The sequence below is a fragment of the Neisseria sp. P0007.S010 genome, assembly GCF_051962875.1.
Lineage (GTDB): Bacteria > Pseudomonadota > Gammaproteobacteria > Burkholderiales > Neisseriaceae > Neisseria > Neisseria subflava_A.
This window is the reverse complement of the sequence record NZ_JBQCUX010000008.1, coordinates 11,258-24,738: the sequence shown is the minus strand read 5'-3', so window position 1 is coordinate 24,738 and position 13,481 is coordinate 11,258. Positions and strand designations below refer to the sequence as shown.

The window sequence follows — 13,481 nt, the reverse complement described above, 5'->3', positions numbered from 1 at the left end:
TTATCGTTTGATTTTCGCTTCAAAAGCCGTGCGTATGCCCAAACTCCACCAAATTATCGAACGCCATTGGCAATCCCCCAATCCGTTTTTGTCTTTGCTGTTAAAACCATTGTCCAAGCTGTTTGCCAAAATTGCAGCGAAACGGCGCGATGATTTTGTTTCAGGCCGTCTGAAAAGCGAAAAATTGCCTGTGCCTGTGGTGGTGGTCGGTAATATCCATGCAGGCGGAACAGGGAAAACGCCGATAGTCGCCGCGCTGGTGTCGGGCTTGCAGGAAAAGGGCGTTAAGGTCGGCATCATCAGCCGGGGTTACGGGCGCAAGAGTAAGGCGGTTCATGTATTGAATACAGCCAGCAGCGCGGCAGATGCAGGCGATGAGCCTTTATTGCTGTTTCGCCAAACCGGTGCGCCGACGGCGGTAGGCAGCAGCCGTGCAGAAGCAGGCAGGGCATTGCTTGCGGCGCATCCGGAGCTTGAATTGATTGTGGCCGACGACGGCTTGCAACATTATGCCTTGCAACGCGATATGGAAATTGCCGTATTCCCGGCGGCGGATACTGGTCGGACGGATTTGGATTTACTGCCCAACGGCAGTTTGCGCGAACCTTTGTCACGATTAGCTTCCGTTGATGCAGTCGTCGTCAGCGGTGGGCAAGCAGATGTGACATTCAGGTCGTCTGAAAATATGTTTGCCAGCCATATTGAAACAGGGTGGATTTACCGTTTGAACAGGCCGTCTGAAAAATTGGATTTGGCAGGTTTGGGAAATCAAACCGTCGCCGCCGTCGCCGGTATCGCCAAGCCGGAGCGTTTTTTCAATACGTTGCGAAGCATGAATATCGCTTTAAAACAAACCGTTGCCTTGCCTGATCATGCAGATATTACGGCGGCGGATTTGCCGGACGCAGATGTGGTGATTATCACGGAAAAGGATGCGGTCAAATTTTCAGACGGCCACGGCCTGAATCATGTGTGGGTCTTGCCTGTTTATGCGATAATTGAGCCGGACTTGGCGGCGTTCGTATCCGCGAATGTTTCAATCTAAATGCTTATAGATGTTTCACAGATGTTTTAAAGATGATCTTCAAACTACGCGATAGGAGTAAATCATGAAGTTAAAATATTTGTTGGTTGCTTGCGCAGCTTTATTTGTATCCACCCAAAGCCTGGCTGCTAAACCAAGTGATGAATCTGCAATGAAATGGTTGGAGATTCAAGGCATAAGCAGTAATTATAGCGAGAAAGTGCAACGTTCTTTGGAGATGGTGAATAAAGAGGACAATGAGCGCTTGTTAACGATGACGCCCAAAGCTCAAAAAGCGCAGATGAAGGCGGTCATCAGCCGTTATATGAAAAACATGCAAGACGATTTGAGCCGCCCTGAGTTGAAAAAACAATGGTTGGATGAAGAAAAGCGTGCCGTACAGAAAGTATTTACACAAGAAGAAGTCGATGTACTCAACAGCTTCTTCTCTTCCCCTCGGGGCAAGGGTATTTTGAAAAAAGTCAATCATCTCAGACAGCATGGCGGAGATATTGATAATGTGCTGAGCCAAGCAGACGTGGACAGCATGGCAAAATTGTTTGAGCATGGGGCTGGTAAGTCTGCATTTGAAAAGATGGAACGTTTCGACAAATTGAATGATGAGATTGTTAAAAAGACAATGAGCAACAACTATATCAACGCAAGCAGGAAATATACGCCCGCTTTTGAGGCGCAAACGCGCGATATTTTGTGTAAGGGCAATAAACATTCTTCGGAATGTGCCAAATAATGAGCAGGCCGTCTGAAAATATTGATATTTATTAAGTAGGTAGAAAAAATGAAATTAAAAACTTTATTGTTGCCTTTTGCTGCTTTGGCCTTGTGTGCCAATGCGTTTGCCGCGCCACCTAGCGATGAGTCGCTGGAGCGTTTGTATCAAGTACAGAAGATGGATGCTCTGTTGGATCAGACCTTCCAAAGTGTCGAGGGTATTGTGCTCTCTGATCCAAAGGTACAGGATTTTTTGAAAAATGCGCCGGAAGACAAACGTCCTCAGTTGGAAGCGGTCTTAAAGAAATATACAACTCAATTGATTGCTGAAATTAATACACCGCAAGTACATGCCCAGTTACATAAAGCGACGTTGGATGGCATAAAGACGGTTTATACTCAGGAAGAAGTCAACGCATTGATTGACTTTTACGGTACGACAGTGGGGCAATCGATACTCGATAAAATGCCACGCTATCTTGAGACAACGATGGGCCCGATGATAAACATCATTAATGAAAAATATGAAAAATCAGGTTATAACAAAGAATTAACTCGAGAAATTCATCAGATTATGTGTGGCGGCAAAAATCCTGCCCCAGCCTGCTCAACGCAACCCCAAAAACCGGCACGGAAAAAATAATGCCGCTTGAGGTCGTCTGAAAACGAGCGAAGCAAGTTTCGCCAAAACGAGCGAAGCGAGCTTCGCTAAAACCATCAAACCCGAAAGAAACCCCATGGAAAAAAAATTCTTAGACATCCTCGTTTGTCCTGTGACCAAAGGCAAACTCGAATACCATCAAGACAAACAGGAATTGTGGAGCCGTCAGGCGAAGCTGGCTTATCCAATTCGTGACGGCATCCCTTATATGTTGGAAAACGAAGCACGAGCGTTGAGCGAAGAGGAACTGAAAGCATGACCGAATTTGTCGTATTGATTCCGGCGCGGCTGGATTCTTCACGTCTGCCGGGTAAGGCTTTGGCCGATATTCACGGTAAACCGATGGTTGTACGCGTCGCCGAACAGGCGGCAAAAAGCGAGGCTGCGCGTGTTGTCGTTGCCACCGACCATCCCGATATTCAGACGGCCTGTCAGGCGCATGGCGTCGAAGTGGTCATGACTTCCAATCAACATGAAAGCGGTACAACGCGCCTTGCCGAAGCGGCCAATACGCTGAAACTGCCGCAGCACCTGATTGTTGTGAACGTACAAGGCGACGAGCCTTTAATCGATCCCGAGCTCATCAACCGTACGGCGGAAGTTTTGGTTGAAAATAATGTGCAAATGGCAACCGCCGCTCACGAATTGCACGATTTTGACGAGTTTATGAATCCCAATGTCGTCAAAGTCATCCTCGATAAAAACCGCAACGCCATCTATTTCAGCCGCGCCCCGATTCCTTATCCGCGCGATGTGATGCGTGCCGAAAAACGTGAATTGCCTTCCGAAACAGCCGTTTTGCGCCATATCGGCATTTATGCCTATCGTGCAGGTTTCCTGCAACGCTATTCGGAAATGGATGTTTCTCCTTTGGAAACCATCGAATCGCTGGAACAGTTGCGCGTCCTGTGGCACGGTTATCCGATTGCTGTTGAAATCACCCAAGAAGCGCCTGCTGCCGGTGTGGATACGCAGGAAGATTTGGACAGGGTAAGGGCTGTGTTCGAGGCCGTCTGAAAGGAAAAGACATGAATGATTTCCGCCATTTGAGCCGTGAAGAACAAAAATTGCTTGCCGACGTGGCGAAGCTGGTAAGAGAAGATGAGCAAGAATTCAACTATGACATGCTGAAAATAGAAGCGCCGGAGCAGGCCAGCGGCGAGTTCTGGTTCCGCATGGCAGAAATGCTCAGCACTTTGCCGCCTAACCAGTCGTTGGACTTGCGTATGAACGGCGGGCGCTTGACTGTTGCCGTATCGATTTTGTCGGTATTGCTGCAAGACAATCCCGATATTCCTCAGCTTTGGGCACAAAAAATCATTGCGCTCAACTATTTGGCTCATGGCCATCAAACCCGTGCAATCGGTTTGGCGCAGCAGCCTGACAAAGCGGCCGAAGCCAATGAGGAAGAATATTTGGCGAAAGCCTTATCGCAAAACTTGCTTTCCACTTTGAAAGACGCGATAGAGCGATTCCCTGAAGACGCATGGTTTATCGGAATGCGCGACGATGCATGGAAGCATTTCGGCCCGAAAGAGGCCGTCTGAAGTTTTGAACGATAAACACAAGCCGTGTAAAATTATCTGAACATTAAATCCGTCAACCAAAAGGACTCATCATGAAAGTATTATTGTTGGGCGCACCAGGCGCCGGCAAAGGCACACAGGCTCAATTCATCACTGCTGCATTCGGCATTCCTCAAATCTCTACCGGCGACATGCTCCGCGCAGCCATCAAAGCAGGCACTCCGTTGGGTTTGGAAGCAAAAAAAATCATTGATGAAGGCGGTTTGGTGCGCGACGACATCATTATCGGCATGGTTAAAGAGCGTATTGCCCAAGACGACTGCAAAAACGGTTTCCTGTTTGACGGTTTCCCACGTACATTGGCACAAGCCGAAGCCATGGTTGAAGCTGGTGTGGATTTGGATGCCGTGGTTGAAATCGATGTACCTGACAGCGTGATTGTCGACCGCATGAGCGGCCGCCGCGTGCATTTGGCCTCCGGCCGTACTTACCACGTTACCTACAATCCGCCTAAAGTCGAAGGCAAAGACGACGTAACCGGCGAAGACTTGATTCAACGCGACGACGACAAAGAAGAAACCGTGAAAAAACGCCTTGCCGTTTACCACGAGCAAACCGAAGTTTTGGTTGATTTCTACAGCAAACTGGAAGGCGAACACGCGCCGAAATACATCAAAGTTGACGGCACCCAAGCAGTAGAAGCCGTGAAAGCCGAAGTATTGAAAGGTTTGGGCAAATAAGTTTTGCCAAAGTAAAATCATGAGGCCGTCTGAAAAAATATTTTCAGACGGCCTTTTGTGTACAAAAGCTGTTAAAATCGAAGCTATAACCGTTTATCCGCAGGCATCTTATGAATCCCTTGATCTCCGACTTCCAAACTCAGCAACAACGTACTCCCGTCATCGTCGCCCTTGATTTTGCCAACGAAAAAGATACGCTCGGATTTGTCCGCAATCTTGACCCAGCATTGTGTCAAATCAAAATCGGCAAAGAGCTGTTTACCGCAACTGGCCGTAATTTGGCAGAAAGCTTAATCAATCAAGGTTTCAAACTTTTCCTCGATTTGAAATATCACGATATTCCCCACACAGTTGCTCAGGCCTGTAAAGTTGCTGCCGATATGGGCGTTTGGATGGTCGATATGCACGCCTCCGGTGGCCGCCGCATGATGGAAGCCGCAGCAGAAGCCGTTGCCGGATATCAAACCAAGCCGCTTTTGATCGGCGTAACCGTGTTGACCAGCATGGAACAAAGCGACTTGGCAGAAATCGGTTTGAACATCGCCCCTGAAGAACAAGTCATCCGCTTGGCGAAACTGGCGCAAAGTTCAGGCTTGGACGGCGTGGTATGTTCCGCTCAAGAAGCCGCACCATTGCGCCGTGAATTGGGACAGGATTTTGTCTTGGTAACACCGGGCATCCGCTTGGACGTTGCCGGCAATAATGACGACCAACGCCGTATTATGACACCGGCCGAAGCATTGGCTGCCGGTTCAACCTATTTGGTAATGGGGCGTCCGGTAACCAAAGCTGCCGATCCGGTAGCCGTATTGCGTGAAGTGAACCGCGTGGTAAACCTTGAAGCAAACTGATTTTCAGGCGACCTTACAGGTTGAGGCCATCTGAAAAAAACACAACGGAGGCAATATGTCCACCAAGTTCCAACAAGAAACCCTAAAATCACGTTTTGCACAAGCCAAAGTCCTTGTCGTCGGCGATGTGATGCTCGACCGCTATTGGTTTGGCGATGTATCCCGTATTTCTCCTGAGGCCCCTGTGCCGGTGGCGAAAATTTCCCGTATCGACCAACGCGCGGGTGGGGCAGCAAACGTTGCCCGCAATATCGCCTCATTAGGCGGTAAAGTGGGGCTGTTGTCCGTTACCGGCGATGATGAAGCTGCAGATGCGCTGGACGCATTGATGGTGCAAGACGGCGTTTCTTCCTATCTGATGCGCGACAAGCAAATTGCGACTACTGTCAAATTGCGCGTTGTTGCCCGGAATCAGCAGCTTATCCGACTTGATTTTGAGGAGCCGCCGCATCGTGAGGTATTGGAACAAATCAAGCATCAATACCGCGAAGTGTTGCCTGAATACGATGCCATTATTTTTTCAGATTACGGCAAGGGTGGCCTGTCGCATATTTCCGATATGATCGATTGGGCGAAACAGGCCGGTAAACCTGTTTTAATCGACCCCAAAGGCGACGATTACGAAAAATATGCCGGCGCTACGCTGATTACGCCGAATCGTGCAGAATTGAAAGAAGTGGTGGGCAGCTGGAAAAACGAAAACGACTTGACCGAGAAAGCCCAAAATCTGCGCCGCCATCTCGACTTGACCGCTATTTTGCTAACCCGAAGCGAAGAGGGTATGACCCTGTTCAATGAGGGTGAGCCGATTTATCAGCCTACACGGGCCCAAGAAGTCTATGATGTATCCGGTGCGGGCGATACCGTTATTGCCGGAGTGGGCTTAGGGTTGGCCGCTGGTTATACCATGCCCGAAGCGATGCACCTTGCTAATACGGCAGCGGGCGTTGTCGTGGCGAAACTTGGTACGGCGGTTTGCTCGTTTTCAGAGTTGAATAAGGCATTGGAAGAGCAATAATGATTGTTTCAGACGGCCTTAAAATTCTAAATGTCGTCTGAAAATAGAGTTGGAATATAATCCAGACAGACAAGTTTTTATTTTCAGACGGCATGATTTCTTCAAGGCCGTCTGAAAAATCAAAATAAAGGAAATTCATTATGACCATTATCGTAACAGGCGCGGCCGGCTTTATCGGCAGCAACATCGTCAAAGCACTTAACCAGCGCGGTATTACCGACATTGTTGCCGTCGACAATTTGAGTAAAGGCGAAAAATTTAAAAACCTTGCCGAGTGTGAAATTGCCCACTATCTCGATAAACACGAATTTATCCGCCAAGTGCGCGGCCATCTTCTGCCTTACGACGATATCGAAGCCGTTTTCCATCAAGGCGCATGTTCCGATACCATGAATCATGACGGCCTTTATATGATGGACAATAACTACCAATACACGCTTGATCTCTTGGACTGGTGTCAGGATGAACGTATTCCGTTCCTTTATGCTTCCAGCGCTGCCGTATATGGCAAGGGCGAAATCTTCCGAGAAGAGCGCGAACTGGAAAAACCGCTCAATGTATATGGCTACTCTAAATTCTTGTTTGACCAAGTATTGCGCCGCCGCATGAAAGAAGGTTTGACCGCCCAAGTTGTCGGCTTCCGCTACTTCAATGTTTACGGACAACAGGAACAGCACAAAGGGCGTATGGCATCAGTCGCCTTCCATCATTTCCACCAATACCGCGAGCATGGTTATGTCAACCTATTCGGCGCCAATGACGGCTACGGCAACGGCGAGCAAACACGCGATTTTGTCAGCGTAGAAGACGTTGCCAAAGTTAACCTTTACTTCTTCGATCATCCCGAGCTTTCAGGCATCTTCAATCTTGGCACAGGCCGCAGCCAACAGTTTAACGATCTTGCCGCTGCCACCGTCAACGCCTGCCGTGCAGCCGAAGGCAAGCCTGAAATGAGTTTGAAAGAGTTGGTTGAAGAAGAACTTATCCGTTATATCCCATTCCCAGATGCGCTTAAAGGCAAATATCAGAGCTTTACTCAAGCGGATATCACCAAGCTGCGCGAAGCCGGGTATAAAGAAGAATTCTTGGATGTAAAACAAGGCGTCAGCCGTTACGTTAAATGGATGCTGGAAAACTTGGTTTAATCCTTCTTGGCTTAAATGAAGAAAGGCCGTCTGAAAAAGGATTTTCAGACGGCCTCATCATTTTGGGAGGCTTTAAAATTATAAATTTGCCTTTATTCGATAAGAATGGAAATAGCGTTTTTTACAACAAAGGTTTCAAAAAGGCTTAGTAGGGTAGCAGTGGATCTGCTGGAGTATTTGTAAAAGCTGTTGAGATATTATAGGTGTGAATAGATGAAATGAGACGATGCTATAACCAGTAAAATAAAAATGACTGGAAGTTTTTTAGTCTATTTATATTTAGGGGCTGTACTAGATTATCCCTCTGTACTTTTTTCTTTAATTTTCAGCGTGTTATCATCATATTTCAAGGGTAGCATATCTGCTAATCTAGTAAAGCCCCTAAAATTAATACGAATGGTAAGCAGCAGGGACGCACTCAAGCTGAATATAATGAAATAACACATTTTAAGATAAGGAGTCATTGATATGAAACAGATAGTTGTCCCTTTAAGTGTTGAAGCCATGAAAAAATTAGATTACGATCAAGCTGATGATAATGAACTATATGTATTTAAACTTTCAAAACAATAGGTTAATTTGTTATTTGAGAAAAATTTCTTCGATAAAATAAATGAGATAATAGATACATATATAGATGATTATGAGGATGAAAAAATAATTGATTTAAGAAAATTAATTATTCTAAAAAATTTTTTACAAGATAATTCCCATCAGGCATTGACAGATATCCCTCTTAGAATATATCAAAATATTTTATTTTTAACTCAGCTGGCTATTTCCAAACAGACAGGTTTATTTTTCTTTTTTTAAATAACAAGCGCATTTGGAAATGCAAACCATAGCCCATATAAAACTTAAACTCAACAAGTAGCATGTGTGCAGAACGCACGCATGCGGTTCTCAAGGTTTGAGCCAAAAGGCCGTCTGAAACAACAAATACCTTTCTTTTAATAAGTTGCCACAGCAATCAGACAAAAGCAGCCTACCTCCACATCCATATAGGCAACATAGGGGAGATATTTTGTAAATTCTACAAATATTTTACCTGCTAAACAGGGTAGGATATGGTATGAAGCGAACATTAGCTTAATAAACACTATGTCAAGATCGAATCAGGCTGGTACTAGATTGTTATATTCCAATGATGGATTGCTATATAACAACTGATCATTATATCTCTGCAATACAAATTGGAACTTGGAAATAGGAGTATAACTTATGCAATTAGAGATTATCGGCAGTAAAATTTATACGGAACAAGATTTTCATAATCAAATTTCAAAAATATTTTCTATACATGATTATTATGGGAACAATCTTGATGCTCTGTGGGATTTATTAAGCACAAATTTAGAACGACCGATTACTTTGGTATGGAAAGATGCTATGTTCTCAAAAAATCAATTAGAAAATATATTTATTGAAATAGTAAAGGTTCTAGAAAGAGTTAAGAAACAAGATGAGGATTATGGATTCGAAGAAAAATTTAATTATATTTTAGAGTAAGTAAACCCTAATTACATTACGTACACAGGCTTAAAACTCCCCAAAGCCAATTAAGCAAGCCGTAACCCATATAAAACTTAAACTCAACAAGTAGCATGTGTACGGAACGTACGCATGCAGTTCTCAGGGTTTAAGCCAAGAGGGTCGTCTGAAACAACAAATACAATGATACTGTAGAGCAAGTGAAATTTGCTCTTAGGCACCCTAGAATTGCTATTGCAATTGGATCTGTACATAAAGATCCTGGCTCTACATTAGAGCCTAATATTTCAACAATTACTTCAACTTTTCAATTAAATTTATTTCCTAATAGTGAATTTGGTGGTGAAGGTGGAGTTGGCAATGCATTCAGGCACGTTTTATGGCAAGCAATCATCACACGAGAATTTGGCAAAGATATTGCTGTTAAAGTAGGAAATAGTCATGAAAGTGGGGAAAAAATTAATTATTCTATAAGACGTAATCTTTCATTAGATAAAGCAGATGAAATTATTGATCAACTAAATAACGAAATAGGAAGAGAAATAGCATTAAATACCAATAGGTTAAACACAAAAGAGTTAGTTGGATTAATTCTGGAAACTTATAAAAATAATGGTTTTTATCAAGCAGAAAGAAACAGTAATGGAAATTATGATGTTGTAAGAAAAAGATTATCTGAAAAAGATTACCAAAATACAAGCAATATATTGATTCACTTAGATAATACTGGTGCCGGATTTAAAATTCAGCAGAGGAGAAAACAAATTAGAGCACAAATTTCAGCCAGACAATGGAGAAGATAAAAGATGAATAAAAATATACTTTATATATTTTCTTTATTAATCACTATTGTTATTTTCTTTATATTTGAAAAGAATGTAATAAGAAAAATAAGTTTTAATTATAATAAAAAAGAATTCTTAATTAGTGATATAACGAATTTTAATTGGGATTATGTAAAACTGTATATAATTAATACAGATTTCCAAAAAATTGTTTTTTATCATAAAAGTAAGATAGTTTTTGAGGAATTAATAGAACTAGATAGGGAAGGGAATGTTTTACCTCAATATCTATTTGATTCAGATTTGAAAAATGTTGAATATTACGAATGTGATTACAAGAATGGCAAGATGCAACTTTTAAAAAAAGAAAAATCACATTTTTTTGATGGATATTTTTATTATTATAAACCTATAAATTGTAGGCCGAAACTTTTGTAAAACTATCCGTCGTCATTACCGCCTAGGATTCAGGATTAGGACTCGTTTGGGGAGCAGGGAGTTCTGATATGGCTTGGAGTATGTTTGCCACAACCCAAGCCGATAGAGCGTTAAGCAAGCTGTAGCCCATATGAAACCTAAACTCAACAAGTAGGATGTGTGCGGAACGCACGCATGCGGTTCTCAAGGTTTGAGCTAAGAGGCCGTCTGAAACAACAAATACGGTTTCAGACGGCCTTTCTTTCAACAAGCCACCACAGCAATCAGACAAAAGCAACCCGCCGCCACACCCATATCGGCAGCCCGGCCGGCAAAACCACCATCCGAAGCGGTGTAGAGACAACTCTAAGACGACAAATTTTGAACGTCATAGCCTTTCGGGTATGACATTAAGGGACGACATGATCAAACAGCGCGAAATCCATCTGGCCATACCCGCACAAACTAATAAGGAGTAAAGATTGCAGTTACAACGTGTGGTAGAGTATGGCAAGAGTCAAAACATTACAGTCAAAATTACGGAGATCAAATAATGATTTTTAAACAGGATCAAAATTATTGGGCAGTTTTTTATGCTAATGAAGAAGCTCTGATTGTTCAAACATGTTCAGGTTTGGGGTTAACGGCAATAGACCACCTATATCCCCCCCATATCCTGCCATTGGATATCGACAATGGAACTTTAGGCACGACAGTCTTACAAGCATTGGCGAACAGCAGGACGTTAGACAACGAAGCTGAACGTATTGATTTTTTAAAACAGGAAAGTTTTAAACCACGTTATGAGGATTGGGTTGCCAACCTATGCGGGAACTTGGGCTATAAAACCAGACGCGCCCTATTTAAAAACATGATGAGCGTGGATATTTGGCTGCACAACGGCTGCCTGAAAATCAGCCCGAGCCGCCATGTCAAGCTGGAAGCGTGGGATGCCATTGATGCAGACGATGTAATTTTATCATTGGATAACAGTCCTGAAGAAATAGGAGCAGGTTTAAAGTTGGCATTGAGCCGCTGCCGATAATATTTGGCAAAAGGTCGTCTGAAAGCTGGAAAAATGTTTCAGACGATCTTTTTTATCACACTCAAAGCCCGCGTGCGTACCGCGCACACCTTCGCTGCAGATTTAATGTGGGCTACGACTTGCTGAAGATAAAGTTATTAAGGAATTTGTCAAATATGGAAAAAATTGAGAAATTTAAATCTGAATTATTAAATGCCATCTTTCAATATACTCAATGCATATCTATTTTTGTCTATAAGAAAAAGATATATTATTTGATTGATTATAAAGAAAATTTCATATTAAACATGAAATTAGATCTAGATTTGGATTTTAAAAACGGTAATATTACGTTAGAACAATATCAGGATGAAATGAATAGTTATTATTACCGAAACGGTATCTGGCAGTTAACAAAGGACAATTTTGAAAGCTATCTTCAATCAGATTCAGTCATTGTATTAAAAAAAGATGAATTGAAGGAACTGATGTTTCAGGGGTTTACTTCTGATGAAGCGGTAAGGTTATATTCCGTTGTCGAGAACAAGCTGTCGTACAATGATCCTATCTCAGACTCTGGCCAGCAAAGTGATTTCTTAAAAATCAATCAGATTTCTTCGAGGCTGCCTTTGTTCTATATCAATTTTGATACGGAAGTGTATCTGCATATGGATTGGGACAGATGTCATGAAGATTATGTCTATGATGGCTGGTTTTCAAAGGCAATGGATTTTGGGTATTTAATACCGGACGAATTCTGTTACTGGAAAATTGAAGGACGAGATTATTGGAAATTTAGCCAATTATAAATATAAGCAAGCCAAGCCATAGCTTGTATGAATTCAAAAGGCCGTCTGAAAATAGAAAAACCGTTTCAGACGGCCTTTGTTTAATGCCATCGAGCCAGCGGGCCATAAAGCGTAGTTGTCCAAAAAGGTATATTGATAGGCAAATATAAAAAGGAGGAAAAGTCAATTTTACTACCTTCAAACATTTTCAATTTTGAGTATTGATATGATAATTAATTATTTAGTATAAATACCGGCTTGCGACAGGCAAATGGTTTGGGTTTGACATGGAATCAGGTTGATTTAGATAGGAAGGTCTGTTGGTATCATCCTGATGAAATGAAAGCTGGAAATGTACTGGGTGTTGCTTTGAATGATACTGCTGTTGAAGTATTAAAGCGGCAGATAGGCAAGCATAAGAAATTTGTTTTTGTGAATAAGTGGAATAAACCAATTAGCGGCATTAACAGCCGATATTGGAAGAAGACGTTAGAACTGGCAGAAATAGAAGACTTTATTTGGCACGATTTAAGGCACACTTGGGCAAGTTGGTTAGTTCAGCGGAGAGTGTTGCAAGAAATGGGTGGTTGGAAGACGTTAAGGATGGTGCAGAGATACGCACATTTGGCTCCTGAGCATCTTCATCAACATGCTCAAGTTTTGCACGAGCTTGTCACATTTGACACAAATGGGGCAAGTTAGACACAAATCAGGCACAAACAAAAAAGACAGACTTACAAATAAGCTGTCAATTAGAAATTTAGAATCTTAGGTTTTTCAATAAGTTCAGATATTTATTGGTGCCCGGAGCCGGAATCGAACCGGCACGGCCGGTTTAGGGCCGACGGATTTTAAGTCCGTTGTGTCTACCTATTTCACCACCCGGGCGTAGACAATAAATTGATAAATTGGAGGCGGGGGCGCGGATTTGAACCGGCCTGTATAAGGGTTGCACCCCTTATAGCATAAACACTCTGCCACCCCGCCATGAAAGGGATGGAGGCGAGAGTCGGAATCGAACCGGCGTAGACGGATTTGCAATCCGCTGCATAACCACTTTGCTATCTCGCCAAATAAACTACTTTGGAGTGTTTGTAGTATTGAAACTGGAGCGGGAAACGAGTCTCGAACTCGCGACCTCAACCTTGGCAAGGTTGCGCTCTACCAACTGAGCTATTCCCGCGTATTCGGATGCATGATTTAATGGAGCGGGAAACGAGTCTCGAACTCGCGACCTCAACCTTGGCAAGGTTGCGCTCTACCAACTGAGCTATTCCCG

Annotated in this window: 17 protein-coding genes and 4 tRNA genes; 17 read left to right on the top strand and 4 right to left on the bottom strand. The window is 43.3% G+C overall.

All coding sequences use genetic code 11. From position 1 onward, the window contains the following. The first annotated feature begins 34 nt into the window (after positions 1-34). The 17 genes from lpxK to ACTHR7_RS07030 all read left to right on the top strand — a co-directional run bounded on the left by lpxK (position 35) and on the right by ACTHR7_RS07030 (position 12,904). Positions 35-1,045, top strand: coding sequence for a tetraacyldisaccharide 4'-kinase (gene lpxK, locus ACTHR7_RS07110; RefSeq protein ID WP_285071506.1), 1,011 nt, complete (start codon positions 35-37; stop codon positions 1,043-1,045). 64 nt (positions 1,046-1,109) lie between these two features. Beyond that, on the top strand, positions 1,110-1,775 hold the full coding sequence (locus tag ACTHR7_RS07105) for a DUF2059 domain-containing protein (protein WP_070585742.1): 666 nt from the start codon (positions 1,110-1,112) through the stop codon (positions 1,773-1,775). A gap of 48 nt (positions 1,776-1,823) precedes the next feature. Continuing rightward, positions 1,824-2,399, top strand: coding sequence for a DUF2059 domain-containing protein (locus ACTHR7_RS07100; protein WP_107792487.1), 576 nt, complete (start codon positions 1,824-1,826; stop codon positions 2,397-2,399). 94 nt (positions 2,400-2,493) lie between these two features. Next, positions 2,494-2,676, top strand: coding sequence for a Trm112 family protein (locus ACTHR7_RS07095; RefSeq protein WP_003679524.1), 183 nt, complete (start codon positions 2,494-2,496; stop codon positions 2,674-2,676). Beyond that, the gene (gene kdsB, locus ACTHR7_RS07090; protein WP_293207947.1) at positions 2,673-3,434 is read left to right on the top strand and encodes a 3-deoxy-manno-octulosonate cytidylyltransferase; all 762 of its coding nucleotides are present in this window, start codon (positions 2,673-2,675) and stop codon (positions 3,432-3,434) included. Before ACTHR7_RS07095 ends, kdsB begins: the two co-directional genes overlap by 4 nt. 11 nt (positions 3,435-3,445) lie before the next feature. Further along, entirely contained in the window at positions 3,446-3,964 is a 519-nt protein-coding gene (locus ACTHR7_RS07085) for a 3-deoxy-manno-octulosonate cytidylyltransferase (RefSeq protein WP_070461494.1), read from the top strand. A gap of 71 nt (positions 3,965-4,035) precedes the next feature. Beyond that, positions 4,036-4,683, top strand: coding sequence for an adenylate kinase (gene adk, locus ACTHR7_RS07080; protein WP_003746105.1), 648 nt, complete (start codon positions 4,036-4,038; stop codon positions 4,681-4,683). A gap of 110 nt (positions 4,684-4,793) precedes the next feature. Next, positions 4,794-5,534, top strand: coding sequence for an orotidine-5'-phosphate decarboxylase (pyrF, locus tag ACTHR7_RS07075; RefSeq protein WP_107867646.1), 741 nt, complete (start codon positions 4,794-4,796; stop codon positions 5,532-5,534). A 55-nt stretch (positions 5,535-5,589) separates the two neighbouring features. Then, positions 5,590-6,552, top strand: a complete 963-nt coding sequence (gene rfaE1, locus ACTHR7_RS07070) for a D-glycero-beta-D-manno-heptose-7-phosphate kinase (protein WP_285071508.1) — start codon at positions 5,590-5,592, stop codon at positions 6,550-6,552. 140 nt (positions 6,553-6,692) lie between these two features. Further along, on the top strand, positions 6,693-7,697 hold the full coding sequence (rfaD, locus tag ACTHR7_RS07065; protein WP_263341505.1) for an ADP-glyceromanno-heptose 6-epimerase: 1,005 nt from the start codon (positions 6,693-6,695) through the stop codon (positions 7,695-7,697). Between the two features lie 1,221 nt (positions 7,698-8,918). Then, positions 8,919-9,206, top strand: coding sequence for a barstar family protein (locus ACTHR7_RS07060; RefSeq protein WP_070644911.1), 288 nt, complete (start codon positions 8,919-8,921; stop codon positions 9,204-9,206). 182 nt (positions 9,207-9,388) lie between these two features. After that, on the top strand, positions 9,389-9,991 hold the full coding sequence (locus ACTHR7_RS07055) for a DUF6973 domain-containing protein (RefSeq protein WP_293207964.1): 603 nt from the start codon (positions 9,389-9,391) through the stop codon (positions 9,989-9,991). A gap of 3 nt (positions 9,992-9,994) precedes the next feature. After that, complete coding sequence (locus ACTHR7_RS07050) at positions 9,995-10,411, top strand: hypothetical protein (protein ID WP_107867643.1); 417 nt, start codon at positions 9,995-9,997, stop codon at positions 10,409-10,411. Between the two features lie 383 nt (positions 10,412-10,794). Further along, positions 10,795-10,869 carry a hypothetical protein gene (locus ACTHR7_RS07045; RefSeq protein ID WP_336623257.1) on the top strand — a complete coding sequence of 25 codons (75 nt, stop codon included), beginning with the start codon at positions 10,795-10,797 and terminating at the stop codon, positions 10,867-10,869. A gap of 74 nt (positions 10,870-10,943) precedes the next feature. Next, complete coding sequence (locus ACTHR7_RS07040; RefSeq protein WP_440370570.1) at positions 10,944-11,435, top strand: contact-dependent growth inhibition system immunity protein; 492 nt, start codon at positions 10,944-10,946, stop codon at positions 11,433-11,435. Between the two features lie 155 nt (positions 11,436-11,590). Next, a complete protein-coding gene (locus ACTHR7_RS07035; RefSeq protein ID WP_293208413.1) occupies positions 11,591-12,223 on the top strand; it encodes a hypothetical protein in 633 nt (210 codons plus the stop codon). Between the two features lie 255 nt (positions 12,224-12,478). Further along, the gene (locus ACTHR7_RS07030) at positions 12,479-12,904 is read left to right on the top strand and encodes a site-specific integrase (RefSeq protein ID WP_234395475.1); all 426 of its coding nucleotides are present in this window, start codon (positions 12,479-12,481) and stop codon (positions 12,902-12,904) included. A 96-nt stretch (positions 12,905-13,000) separates the two neighbouring features. Here the strand turns inward: ACTHR7_RS07030 and ACTHR7_RS07025 are convergent. The 4 genes from ACTHR7_RS07025 to ACTHR7_RS07010 all read right to left on the bottom strand — a co-directional run bounded on the left by ACTHR7_RS07025 (position 13,001) and on the right by ACTHR7_RS07010 (position 13,385). Next, positions 13,001-13,090: transfer RNA gene (locus ACTHR7_RS07025), tRNA-Leu, on the bottom strand. Positions 13,091-13,111: 21 nt separating this feature from the next. Continuing rightward, a tRNA-Cys gene (locus ACTHR7_RS07020) sits at positions 13,112-13,189 on the bottom strand. Positions 13,190-13,199: 10 nt separating this feature from the next. Continuing rightward, a tRNA-Cys gene (locus ACTHR7_RS07015) sits at positions 13,200-13,273 on the bottom strand. A 36-nt stretch (positions 13,274-13,309) separates the two neighbouring features. After that, positions 13,310-13,385, bottom strand: a tRNA-Gly gene (locus tag ACTHR7_RS07010). Between the last annotated feature and the right edge of the window lie 96 nt (positions 13,386-13,481).